This is a genomic window from Amycolatopsis pigmentata, assembly GCF_042684065.1.
GTDB lineage: Bacteria > Actinomycetota > Actinomycetes > Mycobacteriales > Pseudonocardiaceae > Amycolatopsis_E > Amycolatopsis_E pigmentata.
In genome coordinates this window covers 517,193-532,383 of record NZ_JBHUKR010000004.1, presented here as the reverse complement: position 1 = coordinate 532,383, position 15,191 = coordinate 517,193, and the positions used below count along the sequence as shown (strand labels likewise).

Below are 15,191 nucleotides of genomic sequence, written 5' to 3'. Positions count from 1 at the left end.
AAGCGGCCAATGGGGGGCCAGCGGTTGTCGGGTTGGTCAAACCGGTGGTCTTTGCGGCCTTGGCGGTGGGCCTCGTCGCGGGTACAGCCGCTGTGGTCCCGGCCGCCCCCGCCGGTGCCCAGGTTCGGTCGACGCCTCGTGCCTCGGTGAGTGCGAAGCACCCGGTAGCGCCCTCCGCCTTCGACGCCAACACCGCCGCGTCCATGACCGGCTATGCCACGAAGGTCGCAGCCCACGGCGCGTCCACCGTTTCGCCGCGAGCAGTGGTCACCTTTACGCAGGTCAGCGCCGGTGGCGGGCACACCTGCGCGGTGACCAGCAGCGGCGGGGCCAAGTGCTGGGGGCACAACAATGTCGGCCAGTTGGGCAATGGCACTACCACCGACAGTTCGACGCCGGTCGATGTGAGTGGGCTGACGAGCGGTGTCGCCGCGGTCAGTGCCGGCGACGGGCACACCTGCGCGGTGACCAGTACCGGCGGGGCCAAGTGCTGGGGCTTCAACGGCAACGGCCAGTTGGGCAACGGCACCACCACCAGCAGTTCGACGCCGGTCGATGTCAGCGGGCTGACCAGCGGTGTCGCCGCGATCAGCGCCGACTTCCAGCACACCTGTGCCCTGACCACCAGCGGCGGGGCCAAGTGCTGGGGCGCCAACGGTACCGGCCAGTTGGGCAATGGCACCACCACGAGCAGTTCGACGCCGGTGGATGTGGTTGGGCTGACGAGCGGTGTCGCCGCGATCGCCACTGGCGCCAACTTCTCCTGCGCGGTGACCAGTAGCGGCGGGGCCAAGTGCTGGGGCTTCAACGGTGGCGGCCAGTTGGGCAATGGCACCACTACCAGCAGTTCGACGCCGGTCGATGTGAGTGGGCTGTCCAGCGGTGTCGCCGCGATCACCGCCGGCCTCAACCACACCTGCGCCTTGACCACCGGCGGCGGCGCCAAGTGCTGGGGCTTCAACACTTCCGGCCAGTTGGGCAACGGCACCACCACGAGCAGTTCGACGCCGGTGGATGTGGTTGGGCTGACCAGCGGGGTCGCCCAGATCAGCGCCGGCGGCGATCACACCTGCGCGGTGACCACCAGTGGTGGTGCCAAGTGCTGGGGCTTCGGTGGTAACGGCGAGTTGGGTAACGGCACCACCAGCAGCAGTTCGACGCCTGTCGATGTGGTTGGGCTGACCAGCGGGGTGGCCGCGATCAGCGCCGGCCGGTTCCACACCTGCGCGGTGACCAGCGCCGGTGGGATCAAGTGCTGGGGCGCCAACAATTTCGGCCAGTTGGGTAACGGCACCACCACCAGCAGTTCGACGCCGGTCGATGTGGTCCTACCGACCGTCCCCGGAGCACCGGTGAATGTGGCTGCCACGGCGGGCGATGCGCAGGCCACGGTGACCTTCAGCCCTCCGGCCTCGGACGGGGGCAGCCCGATCACCGCCTACACCGTGACCGCCACCGATCTCACCAACCCCGGCCATGGGGGTCAGACCGCCTCGGGTCCGGGTTCGCCGATCACCGTGGTCGGGCTGACCAACGGGGATCAGTACACCTTCACCGTGACCGCCACCAACGCCCAGGGAACCGGCCCGGCCTCGGCACCGTCCAATGTGGCCGTCCCGGCGGCCGCCAGTTCGACGAGCCTGACGGCCTTGCCTACCAACCCTTCGTTTGGCCAGCCGGTCACGTTGACCGCGACGGTGGTCTGCACCGGTAGCCTCACCGGGGGCACGGTGACCTTCACCGACCTGTCCACCGGCACCGTCCTGGGCACCGTCCCGGTCAATGCATCCGGGACGGCCACGATCGTCGTCAACGGCCTCGCCCCCGGCGCGCATCAGATACAGGCGCAGTTCAACGGCACCGCCGCCTGCCACCCGTCCACGTCCAACACTGTGACGGTCACCGTGGGTTGCCAGACGATCAACGGTAACCATTTCGGGCCCCTGACGGTCACCGCGGCCGTGTGCTTGGCCCCGGGCACCCGGGTCTTCGGCCCGGTCACCATCAGCGGCAACGGGTCACTCGACGCCGAGGGCGCGACCCTTCAGGGCCCGCTGACCGCCACCAGCGGCACCGGAGTGCGGATCTGTGCCGGCACCGTCAACGGCCCCATCAGCATCTTGGGCATCACCGGAGTCGTCGTCATCGGCGACGCCAACGACGACGGCACCCCGGCCTGCGCGGGCAACACCCTGCGCGGCCCGGTCACCCTGACCGGCAACACCGGCTTCGTCGAACTCGGCGGCAACCAGATCGCGGGCCCGGTCACGGTGAACAACAACACCACCACCCTGACCGTGCCGCCGGAGCGCGCCACGGCCACGGAGATCGAGGCCAACCGCATCTTCGGTTCCCTTGTCTGTACCGGCAACACCCCTCCGCCGGGCAACGATGGCCGCCCCAACACCGTCATCGGCTCCCGCATCGGCCAATGCGCGACCCTCTGACCCCCTGACACGCCACATTCGGGCTGGGCATTGCCGAGTCGTGCCTGCATCGGTGGACATCGCGGGATCTGCTCGAGACCAAGAGGGTGCCGCCGAGTGCGTTCCTGCCAAGCAGGCCTGCTTGACCCTCGGCGTCTCCCGAGCGACTTCTCCGAAGCCCGTAGCCGGTTATTTACGGTTATTTCCAGGGTGGCCAAAACTCTGAGTACGTAGGTGCGGTATGCACGTTTGCCTGCGATTTCGGAGAACGTGCTGGGGAATTCGCTCCTCTGATATCGTGAAATTCGACTTCGTGCAGACCAGGTGGACTGCCGCCGATTCCTGCGGACCGTTGCATGTGGGCATTCACCTGATCAACCTGCTGGTCGAAGCGCATCTTGCATACCGGCAAAACGCGGTGGGCGGCGGCAACGTCATTGCGACTCCGGCACACCGCGGCAAGCTGCCGAAGGACGTGCGCTCTATAGGAGTCGAGTTGAATCCCGCTTACTTTGCTTGTCGTCGTTGACCGTTCGATGTGGCGGCTGAAGTGGGTACTACCCGGAGATGGCTGCGTGAGCGGCGGTGTGGAGGTGTGCCCGCCGAGTTGGTGGTGGCCAGTTTTGCCAGGCCGAAGACGTGTCGGTTGAATTCTTCGTCGGTGATGGCGAGTGTGGTGGCGATGGACCGGACTCCGACGCCGCTGGATCGGAGGTGGGCAAAGACTTTTTCCAGTACTTGGGAGGTCTCCGGTACTCGTGTGCTGCCTGGCTCGGCGCGACGGTAGCCCCGTTTCGCGAGTTCGACGCAGGTGCTTCGGTATCCCCACTCGGTGAGTACGCCGAGTTCGGACAGGCGGTGGGTCAGGGCCATGGCGGACACGCCCCACCTGGTGCTCGCTTTGATCAGCTCGTCCGGGGTGGCGTCGCGGAGGTTGCGCGCCAGTACGTCTTCTTTGGGCATGAGGAAGGCGGCCGCGAACCGGTCGGCTTGGCGTTCGGCTTGGCGGCCGTCGAATTTTTCGGGGCCTTGGTGCATCACGAGGTGGCCGAGTTCGTGCGCGGCGTCGAATCGTTGCCGTTCCGCGGTTTTGCCGGTGTCGATGAAGACGAATGGTTCGTTGCGGAGATACGCGGAGAACGCATCGACGTCGCGGACGTCCTGGACGAGGGAGAACACGCGTGCACCGCGGGATTCGAGGAGGTGCACCATGTTCGGGATCGCGTGGTGGCCGAGGTCCCACCGTCCGCGGACACGCAGGGCGGTGGTCTCGACGTCGATCCAGGTGGCGTCGACGGGGAGGTGCAGGGACGGGATGTCCGCGCCCGGCAGGCGGTAGCGCTCGGTGATCCATGCCGCGATCTCGGTCGCGATGGTGCCGGCCGCCAGCACGGCGTCACGGCGGAACGCCGGGGTCTTGGTAGGTGCCCGGAAGCTGGCCGCGGCCAGGGGTATCGGTTCGATCTCCGGTCGTTCGAAGAACTCGACCGGCAGGTTCAACGCGTGGGCCACAGCAGCCATGTTCTCGGGCAGTGGCTCCTGCCGGGCTTTCTCGTAGCGGTTGATCGTCTGCGGGCTCAGCCCGGTGAGCCTGCCCAGTTCCGCCAGGGTCAAGCCGCGCAGCTTGCGCGCGAGAGCGAGCCGGGTCGGTGAAATGGGCACTGCGTGTGCTCCCGAGGTGTGTCAGCGCGGTTGGACATCGATGACCGGCCCGGCGGAGGGATCCGGCCCGTCGTCGGGAGTGATCATGGCATCGGTGGTGTCGTGGTCGTAGGGCAGAGGGGGTAATGGGATCTGGTCGCGGTAGGCGGTGATGCGGTCACCGTCGCGGCGGAGCGGGCTGCACAACTCCGAGTAGAGGTAGCCCTCGTGATGGCACCACAGGAACAGCCACAGTTCGGGTTCCTGGTAGTTGTTCGGATCGACGGGCACGTTGGCCGCATCGAACAAGGGGACCACCGTCGGGTGATCGTCGATCAGGTCGCGCAGCATGGGGCGGAGACCGTTCTTCGGTTGGGGGGTCGCGCCGAAGACACCGACCGGGTGAGCGCCGGTGAGCACGACGACGAAGAACCGTCCCGAGGGGTGCACCGTCCTGGGCAACCCACCGCGCTCGTCTTTTCCCCAGCCGGTGGCCTCCCTCAGTGCGACCAGCGCCCCGTCCCAGCCGTCGATTCCTCGCATGATCGGAGCCGACAGAGGGCTGGTCCGGTCCTTCTTGCGCTGGCCGGCGACCGCGACCTGATGCAGGACGCGGACGGAGAGGTCGAACTGGTGCAGACGTTCGTCCGCCCAGGCGGTCCAGGCGTCGAGATCCTTCGGATCAGGCAAAAGGTTGGCGGTGGTCACGGACACCTCCTCGGTGGCGACCACAAACGGTACCTCATGAGAGGTCGATTTTTTGGTCGCCCGAAGTTCGGCGGCGTGTCGAGGTCGAGGTCGAGGACAGCTTGGGCGTAGGGGTCCACACCCTGTCCGGCCGGTTCCAGCTTGGGTTCCAGTACGGAGCGAGATCGTCATGTGGGAACGACTCGGCCACGCTGGGGCTGACGCTCAAATTTCAGGAGTATCGCCGCACGTGTGGGGACGACCTCACCCGGAGGCCACGTCATTCCGGCTTGCCCGGAGGCGGAGAGTCGGTGACCTCGATCAGCTGTGGATCTTCCTTGCACGCATGGGGGTTCTTTGTCCGTCGTGTTTTCGGACATGCGGGCGAGTGGTTGCACCGTTCGGCTCCAGTCAATGGTCCTGGACCGATCTAGTTTTGCGTTTGTCGACGCGTCGTGAATCGGACGGCGGGTTTACCGTGCCTCGGGGTTGTGGCTGGATGACTGGGCCATGGTGGGCAGCGTTGTCCGCTGTCTGTCCCCGTTCCGCCCGAGAAGGTGATAGCGCGTTGTCCAGTTCCCGCAGAATACTGACCGCGATGCTGCTGCCCGCCGCCGTTGTCGGGGGGTTTGTTGTCGCCGCCGCCCCTGCGTCGGCGAATGTCGCGGTCGCCCAGGTCAGCACCGACCCTTACACCGACACTCAGGCCCAGCACCGCACCGAGGTCGAACCGGACACCTTCTCCTCCGGCAACACCATCGTGTCGGCGTTCCAGGTCGGACGCGTGCCCGGCGGTGGCTCGTCGAACATCGGCTTCGCCACCTCGACCGACGGTGGGGCCACCTGGACGCAGGGCTTTCTGCCTGGCACCACCGGCAACTCCGGCGGTTCGTGCGGGCAGATCAGCGACGCCTCGGTCGCGTTCGACGCGAAACACAATGTCTGGCTCATTTCCTCACTCGGGGTCAACTGCCCCAGTGGGACACCGGTGCTGACCAGCCGCTCCACCGACGGCGGGCTGCACTGGTCCAATCCGGTCACCACTGCGAGCGGGTCGCTGGACAAGAACTGGATCGTCTGCGACAACACCACGTCCAGCCCGTTCTTCGGCAATTGCTACACCGAATACGACGTCACCAGCCAGGGCGACTCGATCCGGATGCAGACCTCCACCGACGGGGGCCTGACCTGGGGCGCAGCCCGCGCGCCCTCGGGCACGCACACCGGGCTCGGCGGCCAGCCGGTGGTCCGGCCCGACGGGACCGTGGTGGTGCCGTACGAGTCATCGAGCGACCAGATCCGGTCGTTCACCTCGACAAACGGCGGCGCGAGCTGGAACACACCTACCCTGGTGGCCGGCATCAGCCATCACGACGTCGCCGGCGGGTTGCGGGAGGAATCGTTGCCCAGCGCGGAGATCGACGCGGCCGGCACGGTCTATGTCGTGTGGTCGGACTGCCGTTTCCGCTCCGGATGTGCCAGCAATGACATCGTGCTGAGCAAGTCCGCGAACGGAACCACCTGGAGTACCCCGGTGCGGGTGCCGGTCGATGCCACGACCAGCAGCGTCGACCACTTCGTGCCCGGCATCGGTGTCGACCCCTCCACCTCCGGTAACACGGCGCGGATCGGCCTGACGTACTACTTCTATCCCGCCGCGAACTGCACGGCGTCAACCTGCCAGCTCGACGTCGGGTTCGTCTCCTCGGCCAACGGCGGCACCACCTGGAGCACGGCGACCCAGCTGGCCGGTCCGATGAACCTGTCCTGGATCCCCAACACCTCGCAGGGTCGCATGTTCGGCGACTACATCTCCACCTCTGTGCGCCCCGGCGGCAACGCCTACCCGGTCGTCCCGATCGCGTCGCCGCCCAGCGGCTCGACCTTCACCATGGGCATGTTCGCCCCAACCGGCGGCCTGGCCATCACCGGCGGCACCGCGAGCATGAGCACGCCGCTGGAAGGAACGGCGACACCACAATCGGCCAGCACGGTCACCGCGTTCTGAGCCAGCGGGACTCCGCCGCCTGCCCGCGGCGGCCAGTGAGCCCGGTGTTCTCGCAGGAACACCGGGTTCGCATGGTGAGCTCCCGATTGGCGGCCCCCGCCGCGCGCGTTGCGCCGTGCTACGACATGGGTTCGGATGTGCTCGGCCAGTTGTTTGATCTCCAGCGCTGTGGGTTCGTCCAGGCGCCGGTGGCCCCACTACTGTTGAATGCGGTTCCAATACGAGGAATACACCCGGCGGGTGCGCTGGTGACCGCGGTTGACGCTTTGGGGATGTACTCGTCGAAGGTCGGGGTAAGGCGACGATGCTGGGTAGCACCGAGGAGATCCGCGGGTGTGCCCCCATCCGTTCCAGTACCAGGCGTGCCGCGTCGAGTTCCGCAGCGCCGGGGTGTCGTTCGGGACTGGTGGTCATGACGCGTCGCCCCCGGTGCTGGCTGAGTGGAAGGCGGTGACCATCGAGTCGAGGGCGCTCATCGTGGAGACGATCAGGACGCCACGGTCGGGTGCGGCGGCGAGCAGCACCCGATCACCGGCCTGGAGGTGACACCAGTGCCGGACGGTCATGGGCAGTGGGGACGTGGCCTCGCCGGGCGAAGGTGAACAATTCCGCAGAGTGCGGCTGTATGGCTACTACGGTGGGTGGTGGACACCAGCCCGATCTGCAGCCGCTCGCCCGATCCCCAGCCGAGGCATGCTTCGCGACGTAATACCACTCGACGATGAGCCTCGTGGATTCGACCGGGGAACCACCGCCGGTACGAACGCCTCAGCCACGGCCATCACCTCCGGCCAGGCAATGACCACAAGGCGCGACAAAACAGCCGAAGCGACGTACGGCGCCGTCGTGTCGGCTGGGAAACCACTTAGAGTTGTGTGGGAGGGATTCCACCCACTGGCGTCCGAGGACGGAGTTGCGCACTAACCGCCCGTCTCTACCTGCGGGGCAGCGGCGTGGGGACCGTGGGGTAAGAGTGTGTCCGAGAGCTACGCACAGGCTACACGCATCAAACTTCCCGGATAGGTCGCACGACCGCCGCGCCGATTCCGCGTGAGCCACCGGTGACCAGCGCTGCCCTGCCCCTCAGGGCACCCGTCGTCCTGCCTTCCGGCCCCCTCACCAGGGCACCCTGCCGTTGTCGTCGAAGAAGCCGCCCGTCGGACACTCTCGCCCGAGCGTGGCCAGCCGCACCACGATCGCGGCGCCCTCGGCTGCGGTCCGGGTCAGCTGGAACGGCAGGCCCTTGGCGAAGTCCGTGTCACACGCACCAGGCGCGACCGCGTTCACCAGGATCCCTTCGCGTGACAGCGCTTTTGCGTACTGCACCGTGAGCATGTTCAGTGCCGCCTTCGACACCGGATAGCCCAGCGAACCCGACATCCGACTCAGGTAGTGGGTGGCATCGGTCGTCCACGTCATCGACGAGGTGCCGCTGGAGACGTTCACGATTCGCGCCGCGGACGAACGGCGCAGCAGCGGGAGCATCGCCTCGATCACGGTGACGACACCGAACAGGTTCGTTTCGAACACCGCCCGCACCCCGTCGAGGTGTGCGGAGCCCGGCGCCTGCGCCCCGAGGTCGCCGGAGATACCGGCGTTGTTGACCAGGACGTCCAGACGGCCGAACCGCTCGGCGATCTGCTCGGCCGCCGCGCTCACCCCGCGTTGGTCGGTCACGTCGAGGCCGATCGGGTGCGCGATACCACCCGCCGCGCTGATCTCGGCCACCGCCTCGGCGCCCTTCTCCAGGTCTCGGGCACCAACTACCACCGTCATCCCGAGCCTCGCGAGCTGGCCCGCGACGGCCCGCCCGATCCCCTTGTTCGCCCCCGTCACCAGGGCAATCGTTGCGTCATCACTCATATGATCAGCGAACCACCTGTCGTTCCCCCAGGCCAGGACCGGACTGATCTCGCTCGATACCCTCCTTGTATGGACGTCCAGACCCGGGAACTGCGCTACTTCGTCGCGGTCGCCGAGGAACTGCACTTCGGGCGGGCTGCCCAGCGGCTGGGCATCGCCCAGCCACCCCTGTCCCGGGCGATCCGCCTGCTCGAACAGCGGACGGGCCTCACCCTGCTGGACCGCACCAGTCGTGGGGTCCAGCTCACGGCGGCCGGGGAGGTGTTCTTGGCCGAGGGACGCCTCGCACTGGATGCGGTGGCCGCCGTGGTGCGCCGTGCGCGAAGGGCGGCGGCAACCACTCCGCGGCTGGTCCTGGCGCTCAAACCCGGCAGCGACGCCGACCTGTTGCAGCCGATCCTGGACCGCTACGCTGCCACCCCCGACGCCGTTCCGGTCGATCTCGCCTTCAGTGTCGGCGAACGCGCCGCGATGGTCCGTGACGGCCGCGCCGACCTCGCACTGCTGCACCGGCCGCAGAACGATCTGAGCGGCCTGGACAGCGACGACCTCCACGTCGAAGGCCAGGTCGTGGTGCTTCCGGACGACCACCCCCTGACCGCCCGCACCGAGGTGTCGATGGCCGACCTGCGCGGCGGAACCCAGCCCCGCTGGCCAGAGTCTCGCCCCGAGGTGACCGGCCACCTCGTCACCGACACCGACCAACTGCTGCAACTTGTCCGGCTCGGGCGGATGGTCGCGGTGCTCCCGGAATCGATCCGTGATCGTCTGCCACCCGGTACGGTCAGTCGTCCTGTCTTCGACGCCGAGCAGGCCACCCTCGTGATCGCCTGGCACCGGGAGTCCACCTCTCGCCAGGTCGCCGCCTTCATCCGCGCCGCGACCTCCGTCAAGACCGAACTGGAACAGGTCTGACAGGTTACGGCCGGAATGATCTTGGTGGCCAACTCCAATCTGCCTGCCAGGGCAGTGAGTTGACCCATCAGTGGTGGCTGATGCGGCGTCGGATCTTTCGGCCGCGGGGGATGACGGCGTGGACGGCGCTGGTGGATCATGCGGCTCGCTGATCGGTGTCGTGCTTCCCCTCGGATCGGAGTGTGTTGTGTCGGTGCACCCGCAGCCCTGGCCTGAGCCGGACCCGCAGATCGCCGCCGCGGTGCAGGCGATGTACTGGGGCAAGAGGGAAGCGCCGCCGGCGGTGCAGGTCCGTGACCGGCTGGGCGAGCTGTTCCCGGACCTGAGTTGACATGCGCTCGGTGAACAATCGCATGCCCACGGTCGTCCGGTCCGCCGCGGGAGGGGCGCCCGCACCGCTCGCCAAGATCGTCCGTGATCTCGGTCCGGCATTGCTCAGAGTGGTCGCGGGCCGGTCCGATCGGCCGGTCGAAAGCGTGACCATCCATGACCCGAGGGAGCCGGGTTCGATTTCGCCCAACGGCATAGTCCTCGGCGTGGGTGTGGCGGACCTCAGCACCGCGACCGCGGCGCTCGCCGACCTGGCCTCAGCGGGGGCAGCGCTTTGCTGGTGAAGGAACCGACCGCCACGGATCCCGCCGTGGCGGCCGGAACTCTGGCCGAGGTCGAATCACCCGGATGAATCATCGAGGTAACTCGGCGTCGCACCTTTTTTCGTGGCTTGCGAGCATCAGATGAAGATCGAAGTTCGCGCCCTGGCCGGTTGAAGGCCGTGTTGTACATGTGGTGACAACAAATTTGTTGGCATTTTGATAACAAAGCGACCTTTTTGGCGTTCATGATGTGATCTGTTGACTTCGCCGGTTACCCGTGCCACCCTCGCGTGGTCGGTGGCTCGTAACTCGGCTGCGATAATCGGTGGACTGAAGTCGCTCCTCGTCCCAGGGGAGGAGAAATTCTGGACAGCGTACGGAATCTTGAACTCGCGCTCTTGTCGAACGCGAGATTCGGTAAAGCGGCCTACCCTGGTTTGCGGGAATACGTGGTCTACGATCCCGATCACGAGAAAATCGACGGGCGGGTCGGCGATGCGTTTCGGTCGTTCGTGCAGAATGAGCTGTCAGGATCGGCCGCGGAACTGATGAAGCCGACCGAGGAAGATGTTTCCGCCGTGCGGGCGGGATACACGCTTCTTCTCGATGTTCTGCCGGAACTAGGTGGCGACTGCGTCCGGCATATCGCGACTGTGGCCTTGGCGGACAGCGGTGCCGCGTTCCTGAGTACGACACTGGCGGATCTGTCCGGCGTCGTGATCATCGACCGTCGGGTCCTGGCCGATCCGGCGCTGATCGCGGAGTCGATCCTGCACGAGAGCTTGCACTCCAAGCTCGATGCCTTGAGCAAGGCCCACACGCTGACCTTCTCCGCGCCTGGCGACAACACCACGACGCCGATTCTCGCGGTGTGGCATCCTTCCGGGGCGCGTTCGAGTTGGTGGTCGCCTTGGCGTGCCCTCGCCGCATGCCACTTCTATGCCCACCTCACCGTGTTGGGCGACGGTCTGCGGCGTACCCACGGTCATGCCGACTATGGCCGGCGTCTGAAGGATCGCGCGCTGTTCCGGGCGCATTATCTGGGACGCGAGTTGCTTCGCGTGAGACCGGCCGTGCTCACCGAGACCGGCGCGGAGATGGTCGATTAATTTCGGGTGCCGAACTGTTCGGCCGGTACGCCTTGATCGGCGTGTCCACCGCTGAACTGGCCCAGGACGGCGCACCCGTCACGGCACTGCGGCCGTTTCGTTTCGGGGTGGGCATCAGGCATCTCGCCCAGTGCGTCGAATCCATCGGTGACGACACTTCCGCCGGGCGAGCCGGATTGTTTGTCAAAGCAGGCCAAGCGTTACCCACCGTCGTGCGCACCCCCACGATTGTCCTGCGCGGAGTGACAATTCATGCCCGCTAGCGTGAGTGACTGGGAACTGTTGAACTTGACCACCATAATCAGTCGCATGAGAGTAGGGCCGAGCCGTCATCGATCCGAAGACGATATCGTTGAGCATCGCAGCCGCCTGCGACTGGTGGTCTCGAACCGGATCAGGGAAGCGACAAGCTGGACGGCCGGACCGCCCGGCCATCGCGACCTGGCCGTTTCGGCAACGGCCGCCGGCAAGGGCCCGGTACTGGTCGAACCATTCGGGACCAACTATCCCGGACACGGCGAAATATCCGGCGCCGGCCTTCATGATCGCACCGGCAGCCGTCGTTCCTCCTCGATCGAGGACCATCCGGACGTGGTCGAGCGATTGACCTCGTTCCGTGAGGCACGATTCACCACCGCCGGTGGCGCCCGTTTGCGATGGTCACACACCGCCGAGCGCGTTGTCTTCGGCCTGGGAAACAGACGGTTTCCGCTCGCCGTGGCCGCCGACGCCAGGGTGCCGCCGGACGGCAGGGTGTGCCCGCCTGCCCAGGTGATCGCGTTGCGGGACAACTCGGGTCCTTTGCGGACGGCGCTCCTCCTGAGTCCGTTGGCGCTGTCGGGGATATTTCTGCCGCTGCTGACCAAAGCGCTGACACGCCGGTGCGGCGAGCACACACACCGACCGGACACCATCTCCGAAGCCGGTTACTTCGGAGATATCATCGACGACGGCGCAGGGCCGCCGACCGATCTGGAGGGCACCAGGCGCAGGCGCATGACGCTGACCGCTCCGGTCGTCACGATAATGACGCGCGGCGGCCACGGTGAACTCACCGGGCACGCGGGATTCCAGGGCGTCGAGTTCGAGAACCTCTCGGTAGGGTCCCCGGACGCCGAGCATGGCGTGCCGAGGCAGGCGGCTCACCATTTGGTCGCTCAGGCGCGACCGCTTCCCGGCATGCCCGGTCTCATCGCCTTCACCATGGCCGCCTGCCGCGGGCGGCCCAGTACCGCCATCGTCGATCTTCCTGATCCGGGCCGGTTGCTGCACGCCGGCCGGTGGATAGCGCCCATCCAGGCCGGCAACGGCGCCTGGCGGTCTCCGTGGCTGGAACTCGCTCGACCCGGCGACGTCCTCAGCGTCGTTCACGTGGAGGACATGCGGTGAACCTCGAGCAGACGACGGAGCGTGCTCGCCTGGGCAAGCCGTTCACCGTCCTGTGGACCGCCGCGACGGTCTCGACCATCGGTGACGGGATCCGGCTTGCCGCACTGCCCCTTTTGGCCGCCGCTGTGTCGCGAGACCCTCTGGCTGTCGCCGCGGTGTCGTTCAGCGGTCAGTTGCCGTGGTTGCTGATCTCCCTCGTCGCGGGTGCGCTGGGAGACCGATGGGACCGCCGCACCCTCATGTGGACCGTGGACCTGGGGCGGGCCTTGGTCATGCTCATGTTGGCGATCATCGTGATGACCAGCACGGCAGGCATCGTGGTCCTCAGTGCCGTCGCCGCCTTCATCGGAGTCGGCCAGACGCTGTTCGACAGTTCGTCCCAGGCGTTACTGCCCACGATCGTCCCGCGCGCGGCATTGCCCTCGGCGAACAACCGGCTCACGACCACACGGATCACCATCAACAGTTTTGTCGGACCCCCGTTGGGCGGCGTGCTGTTCGCGGCGGTCGCCGCGTTGCCTTTCGTCGCCGACGCCGCTTCCTTCGGCATGGCCGCCGCATTGACCGGCATCCTGCTACCCGTCGAGAGGGCCGGTCGTGGCTCGCGCGATGCCGGGCAGGTGAGGACGCCGTCGCTGTGGTCCGACATTCGCGAAGGAGTCCACTGGCTCGCACGGCATCGGGTGTTGCGCTCGGTCGCCGCGCTGATCGCCGTCGTGAATTTCACCCAGGCGGCCACACAGTCGGTTCTCGTGCTCTACGCATTGCAGGATCTGGAGATGACCCAACGAGGTTATGGCGTCCTGCTCGCTGCCTCCGGAGTGGGAGGCCTGCTCGGCGGCCTGTGCGGACCCGCGCTACGCAAGGCGATCCCTCCGGCCGCGTTGTTCGCCGCGACCATCGTGATCACCGTGCCCATCTTCGTGGTCTTGGGACTGACGTCGATACCGGCGGTGGCGGCCGCAATGATCGGCCTGAACTCGTTCGCGGGACTCACCGCCTCCGTTCTCCTGCAGACGCTTCGCCAGTCCCTGGTCCCCGATCGCCTGATGGCACGTGTTGTCAGCGCCATGGGCTTACTCGCCGTCGGCATAGGACTGCCGATGGGGTCGATCGCGGGCGGATTGCTGGCGAACGTCTTCGGGCTCCGCGCCACCTTCCTCGCGTCCGCAGTCCTGATCGCGATCAGCATGATCGTCGTTCCCCGGGTCAGCAAGGCCATTTCCGGCCGGCACCACGCCCCGGATGGCGGGACGCCGTGACGGAACGCGCGGACATCGACCTTGAAGGGGTGATCGTGTGACCGGTCAATGGTCTGTCAGGCACGTGTCGTGGGGCATGACGCGCTGGATTCTCTTCCCGGTCGCGCTTGCCGCACTGGTGCAGATCACGCGCGACGTCTACCACTATCCGCAGCAATGGATGGTGGACCTCGCGGTATACCGCGACGCCGGGACCGCGGCGTTGCATGGACATGACCCTTACGCGATCCAGAGCGGAATGTCGAAGCTGTCCTACTTGTATCCACCGATCGACGTCATCTTCCTCGCGCCACTGGTATTTGTATCCTTGCCCGCGGCGGCGCTTATCTGGAACAGTATCAACATCGCGGCCTTGGAATGGATCATCTCGTCTTCTTGGCTTCGCGCTAAACTGCCTCACGCGGTGGCCTGGAGTGTTCCGCTGACGGTGGCGGCCGTCCTGCTCAATCCGGTCGACCAGACCCTGGAAGTCGGTCAGCTCAGCATCGTTCTGGTCGCGTTGGTCCTGGCCGACCTCGACCTGGCCGAGTCCTCGCGGCTCAAGGGAATTCTGGTCGGCCTGGCAACGGGCATCAAGATCCTTCCCGGGGCCTTTGTCGTCTACTACCTGCTCAGGAGGCAATGGCGCGCCGCGGCGACGGCCACGCTGACCACGATAGCCACGGCCGTCATCGGCTTCCTCGCCTTCCCGGCATTCTCTGTCGCGTTCTGGACCAAACACTTCTGGGAGAGCAGTGACAGAATGCTGCCGGTCCACTGGGTGCCGAACGAGTCGATCCGTGGGACGTTGAGCCGCATGCTCCACTCCGATTCAGCCGCGGTCTTGCCCTGGATGCTGACCAGTGTGGTCGTCGTGGCCGTGGCGGCCACCATCATCCTCCTCGGCAAGCACGACAATCCCGATCACTTGGGTGTCTCGGCATGCGCCTTGACCATGCTCTTGGTGGAACCTGTCTCTTGGCACCATTACTGGGTGTGGATCATTCCTGTCACGATCCACCTCGCCGTAGTCGCATACCGCTCACGCAACCGGGTTCTTTTGAGCTGCACGGCAATCTCTTTCGTCATCATCGCGATCCGAGTCAACCGGTGGTTCGTGCCACCGTACGACGGCTACGACGCACTGCACCTGTCAGAAGTCCAACTTCTCGGCATTGACATTGTGACGTTCTCGACTATTTTGTTGCTGGCATCGATATTCGGCTATGCGGTTCAGCGGTCTCGCCCTTCAGGGTCAAGCCAACGCTCACCGGCGGGATTGTCGCCGCAGGGACAGACCTGAGCGAGCGTGGCTTTTT

The 15,191-nt window shown here is 66.3% G+C and carries 14 protein-coding genes; 10 read left to right on the top strand and 4 right to left on the bottom strand.

The window, feature by feature from the left end; all coding sequences use genetic code 11:
- Positions 1 to 146: 146 nt before the first annotated feature.
- A complete protein-coding gene (locus ACFSXZ_RS04240; protein ID WP_378261409.1) occupies positions 147 to 2,447 on the top strand; it encodes an RCC1 domain-containing protein in 2,301 nt (766 codons plus the stop codon).
- Positions 2,448 to 2,724: 277 nt separating this feature from the next.
- Positions 2,725 to 2,955: a hypothetical protein gene (locus ACFSXZ_RS04235; protein ID WP_378261407.1), complete on the top strand. Its 231-nt coding sequence runs from the start codon at positions 2,725 to 2,727 to the stop codon at positions 2,953 to 2,955.
- Here ACFSXZ_RS04235 and ACFSXZ_RS04230 read toward each other — a convergent pair.
- The gene (locus ACFSXZ_RS04230) at positions 2,934 to 4,088 is read right to left on the bottom strand and encodes an ImmA/IrrE family metallo-endopeptidase (protein ID WP_378261405.1); all 1,155 of its coding nucleotides are present in this window, start codon (positions 4,086 to 4,088) and stop codon (positions 2,934 to 2,936) included. The two genes, ACFSXZ_RS04235 and ACFSXZ_RS04230, sit on opposite strands and share 22 nt — an antisense overlap.
- A gap of 21 nt (positions 4,089 to 4,109) precedes the next feature.
- Positions 4,110 to 4,775 carry a hypothetical protein gene (locus ACFSXZ_RS04225; protein WP_378261403.1) on the bottom strand — a complete coding sequence of 222 codons (666 nt, stop codon included), beginning with the start codon at positions 4,773 to 4,775 and terminating at the stop codon, positions 4,110 to 4,112.
- Between the two features lie 547 nt (positions 4,776 to 5,322).
- On the opposite strand from ACFSXZ_RS04225, the gene ACFSXZ_RS04220 reads away from it, so the two are divergent.
- The gene (locus ACFSXZ_RS04220) at positions 5,323 to 6,762 is read left to right on the top strand and encodes a sialidase family protein (RefSeq protein WP_378261401.1); all 1,440 of its coding nucleotides are present in this window, start codon (positions 5,323 to 5,325) and stop codon (positions 6,760 to 6,762) included.
- A 410-nt stretch (positions 6,763 to 7,172) separates the two neighbouring features.
- Here ACFSXZ_RS04220 and ACFSXZ_RS04215 read toward each other — a convergent pair whose 3' ends face one another.
- The gene (locus tag ACFSXZ_RS04215) at positions 7,173 to 7,328 is read right to left on the bottom strand and encodes a hypothetical protein (RefSeq protein WP_378261399.1); all 156 of its coding nucleotides are present in this window, start codon (positions 7,326 to 7,328) and stop codon (positions 7,173 to 7,175) included.
- A gap of 550 nt (positions 7,329 to 7,878) precedes the next feature.
- Entirely contained in the window at positions 7,879 to 8,625 is a 747-nt protein-coding gene (locus tag ACFSXZ_RS04210) for an SDR family oxidoreductase (RefSeq protein WP_378261397.1), read from the bottom strand.
- Positions 8,626 to 8,694: 69 nt separating this feature from the next.
- On the opposite strand from ACFSXZ_RS04210, the gene ACFSXZ_RS04205 reads away from it, so the two are divergent.
- From ACFSXZ_RS04205 to ACFSXZ_RS04175, 7 genes are all read left to right on the top strand, one after another.
- On the top strand, positions 8,695 to 9,540 hold the full coding sequence (locus tag ACFSXZ_RS04205) for a LysR family transcriptional regulator (protein WP_378261395.1): 846 nt from the start codon (positions 8,695 to 8,697) through the stop codon (positions 9,538 to 9,540).
- A 187-nt stretch (positions 9,541 to 9,727) separates the two neighbouring features.
- A complete protein-coding gene (locus tag ACFSXZ_RS04200; protein WP_378261393.1) occupies positions 9,728 to 9,871 on the top strand; it encodes a hypothetical protein in 144 nt (47 codons plus the stop codon).
- 10 nt (positions 9,872 to 9,881) lie between these two features.
- A complete protein-coding gene (locus ACFSXZ_RS04195) occupies positions 9,882 to 10,154 on the top strand; it encodes a hypothetical protein (RefSeq protein WP_378261391.1) in 273 nt (90 codons plus the stop codon).
- 377 nt (positions 10,155 to 10,531) lie between these two features.
- A complete protein-coding gene (locus ACFSXZ_RS04190; RefSeq protein ID WP_378261389.1) occupies positions 10,532 to 11,242 on the top strand; it encodes a hypothetical protein in 711 nt (236 codons plus the stop codon).
- A 309-nt stretch (positions 11,243 to 11,551) separates the two neighbouring features.
- Positions 11,552 to 12,631: a hypothetical protein gene (locus ACFSXZ_RS04185; protein WP_378261387.1), complete on the top strand. Its 1,080-nt coding sequence runs from the start codon at positions 11,552 to 11,554 to the stop codon at positions 12,629 to 12,631.
- Entirely contained in the window at positions 12,628 to 13,893 is a 1,266-nt protein-coding gene (locus tag ACFSXZ_RS04180) for an MFS transporter (RefSeq protein ID WP_378261385.1), read from the top strand. The genes ACFSXZ_RS04185 and ACFSXZ_RS04180 overlap by 4 nt, the downstream gene beginning before the upstream one ends.
- A 76-nt stretch (positions 13,894 to 13,969) precedes the next feature.
- On the top strand, positions 13,970 to 15,175 hold the full coding sequence (locus ACFSXZ_RS04175) for a glycosyltransferase 87 family protein (RefSeq protein ID WP_378262751.1): 1,206 nt from the start codon (positions 13,970 to 13,972) through the stop codon (positions 15,173 to 15,175).
- Positions 15,176 to 15,191: the final 16 nt, after the last annotated feature.

Bases quoted from the DNA above. Each gene is read 5' to 3' on its own strand.
- ACFSXZ_RS04215 (WP_378261399.1), bottom strand. From the start codon at position 7,328: ATGACCGTCCGGCACTGGTGTCACCTCCAGGCCGGTGATCGGGTGCTG.
- ACFSXZ_RS04210 (WP_378261397.1), bottom strand. From the start codon at position 8,625: ATGAGTGATGACGCAACGATTGCCCTGGTGACGGGGGCGAACAAGGGG.
- ACFSXZ_RS04205 (WP_378261395.1), top strand. From the start codon at position 8,695: ATGGACGTCCAGACCCGGGAACTGCGCTACTTCGTCGCGGTCGCCGAG.
- ACFSXZ_RS04185 (WP_378261387.1), top strand. From the start codon at position 11,552: ATGAGAGTAGGGCCGAGCCGTCATCGATCCGAAGACGATATCGTTGAG.
- ACFSXZ_RS04175 (WP_378262751.1), top strand. From the start codon at position 13,970: ATGACGCGCTGGATTCTCTTCCCGGTCGCGCTTGCCGCACTGGTGCAG.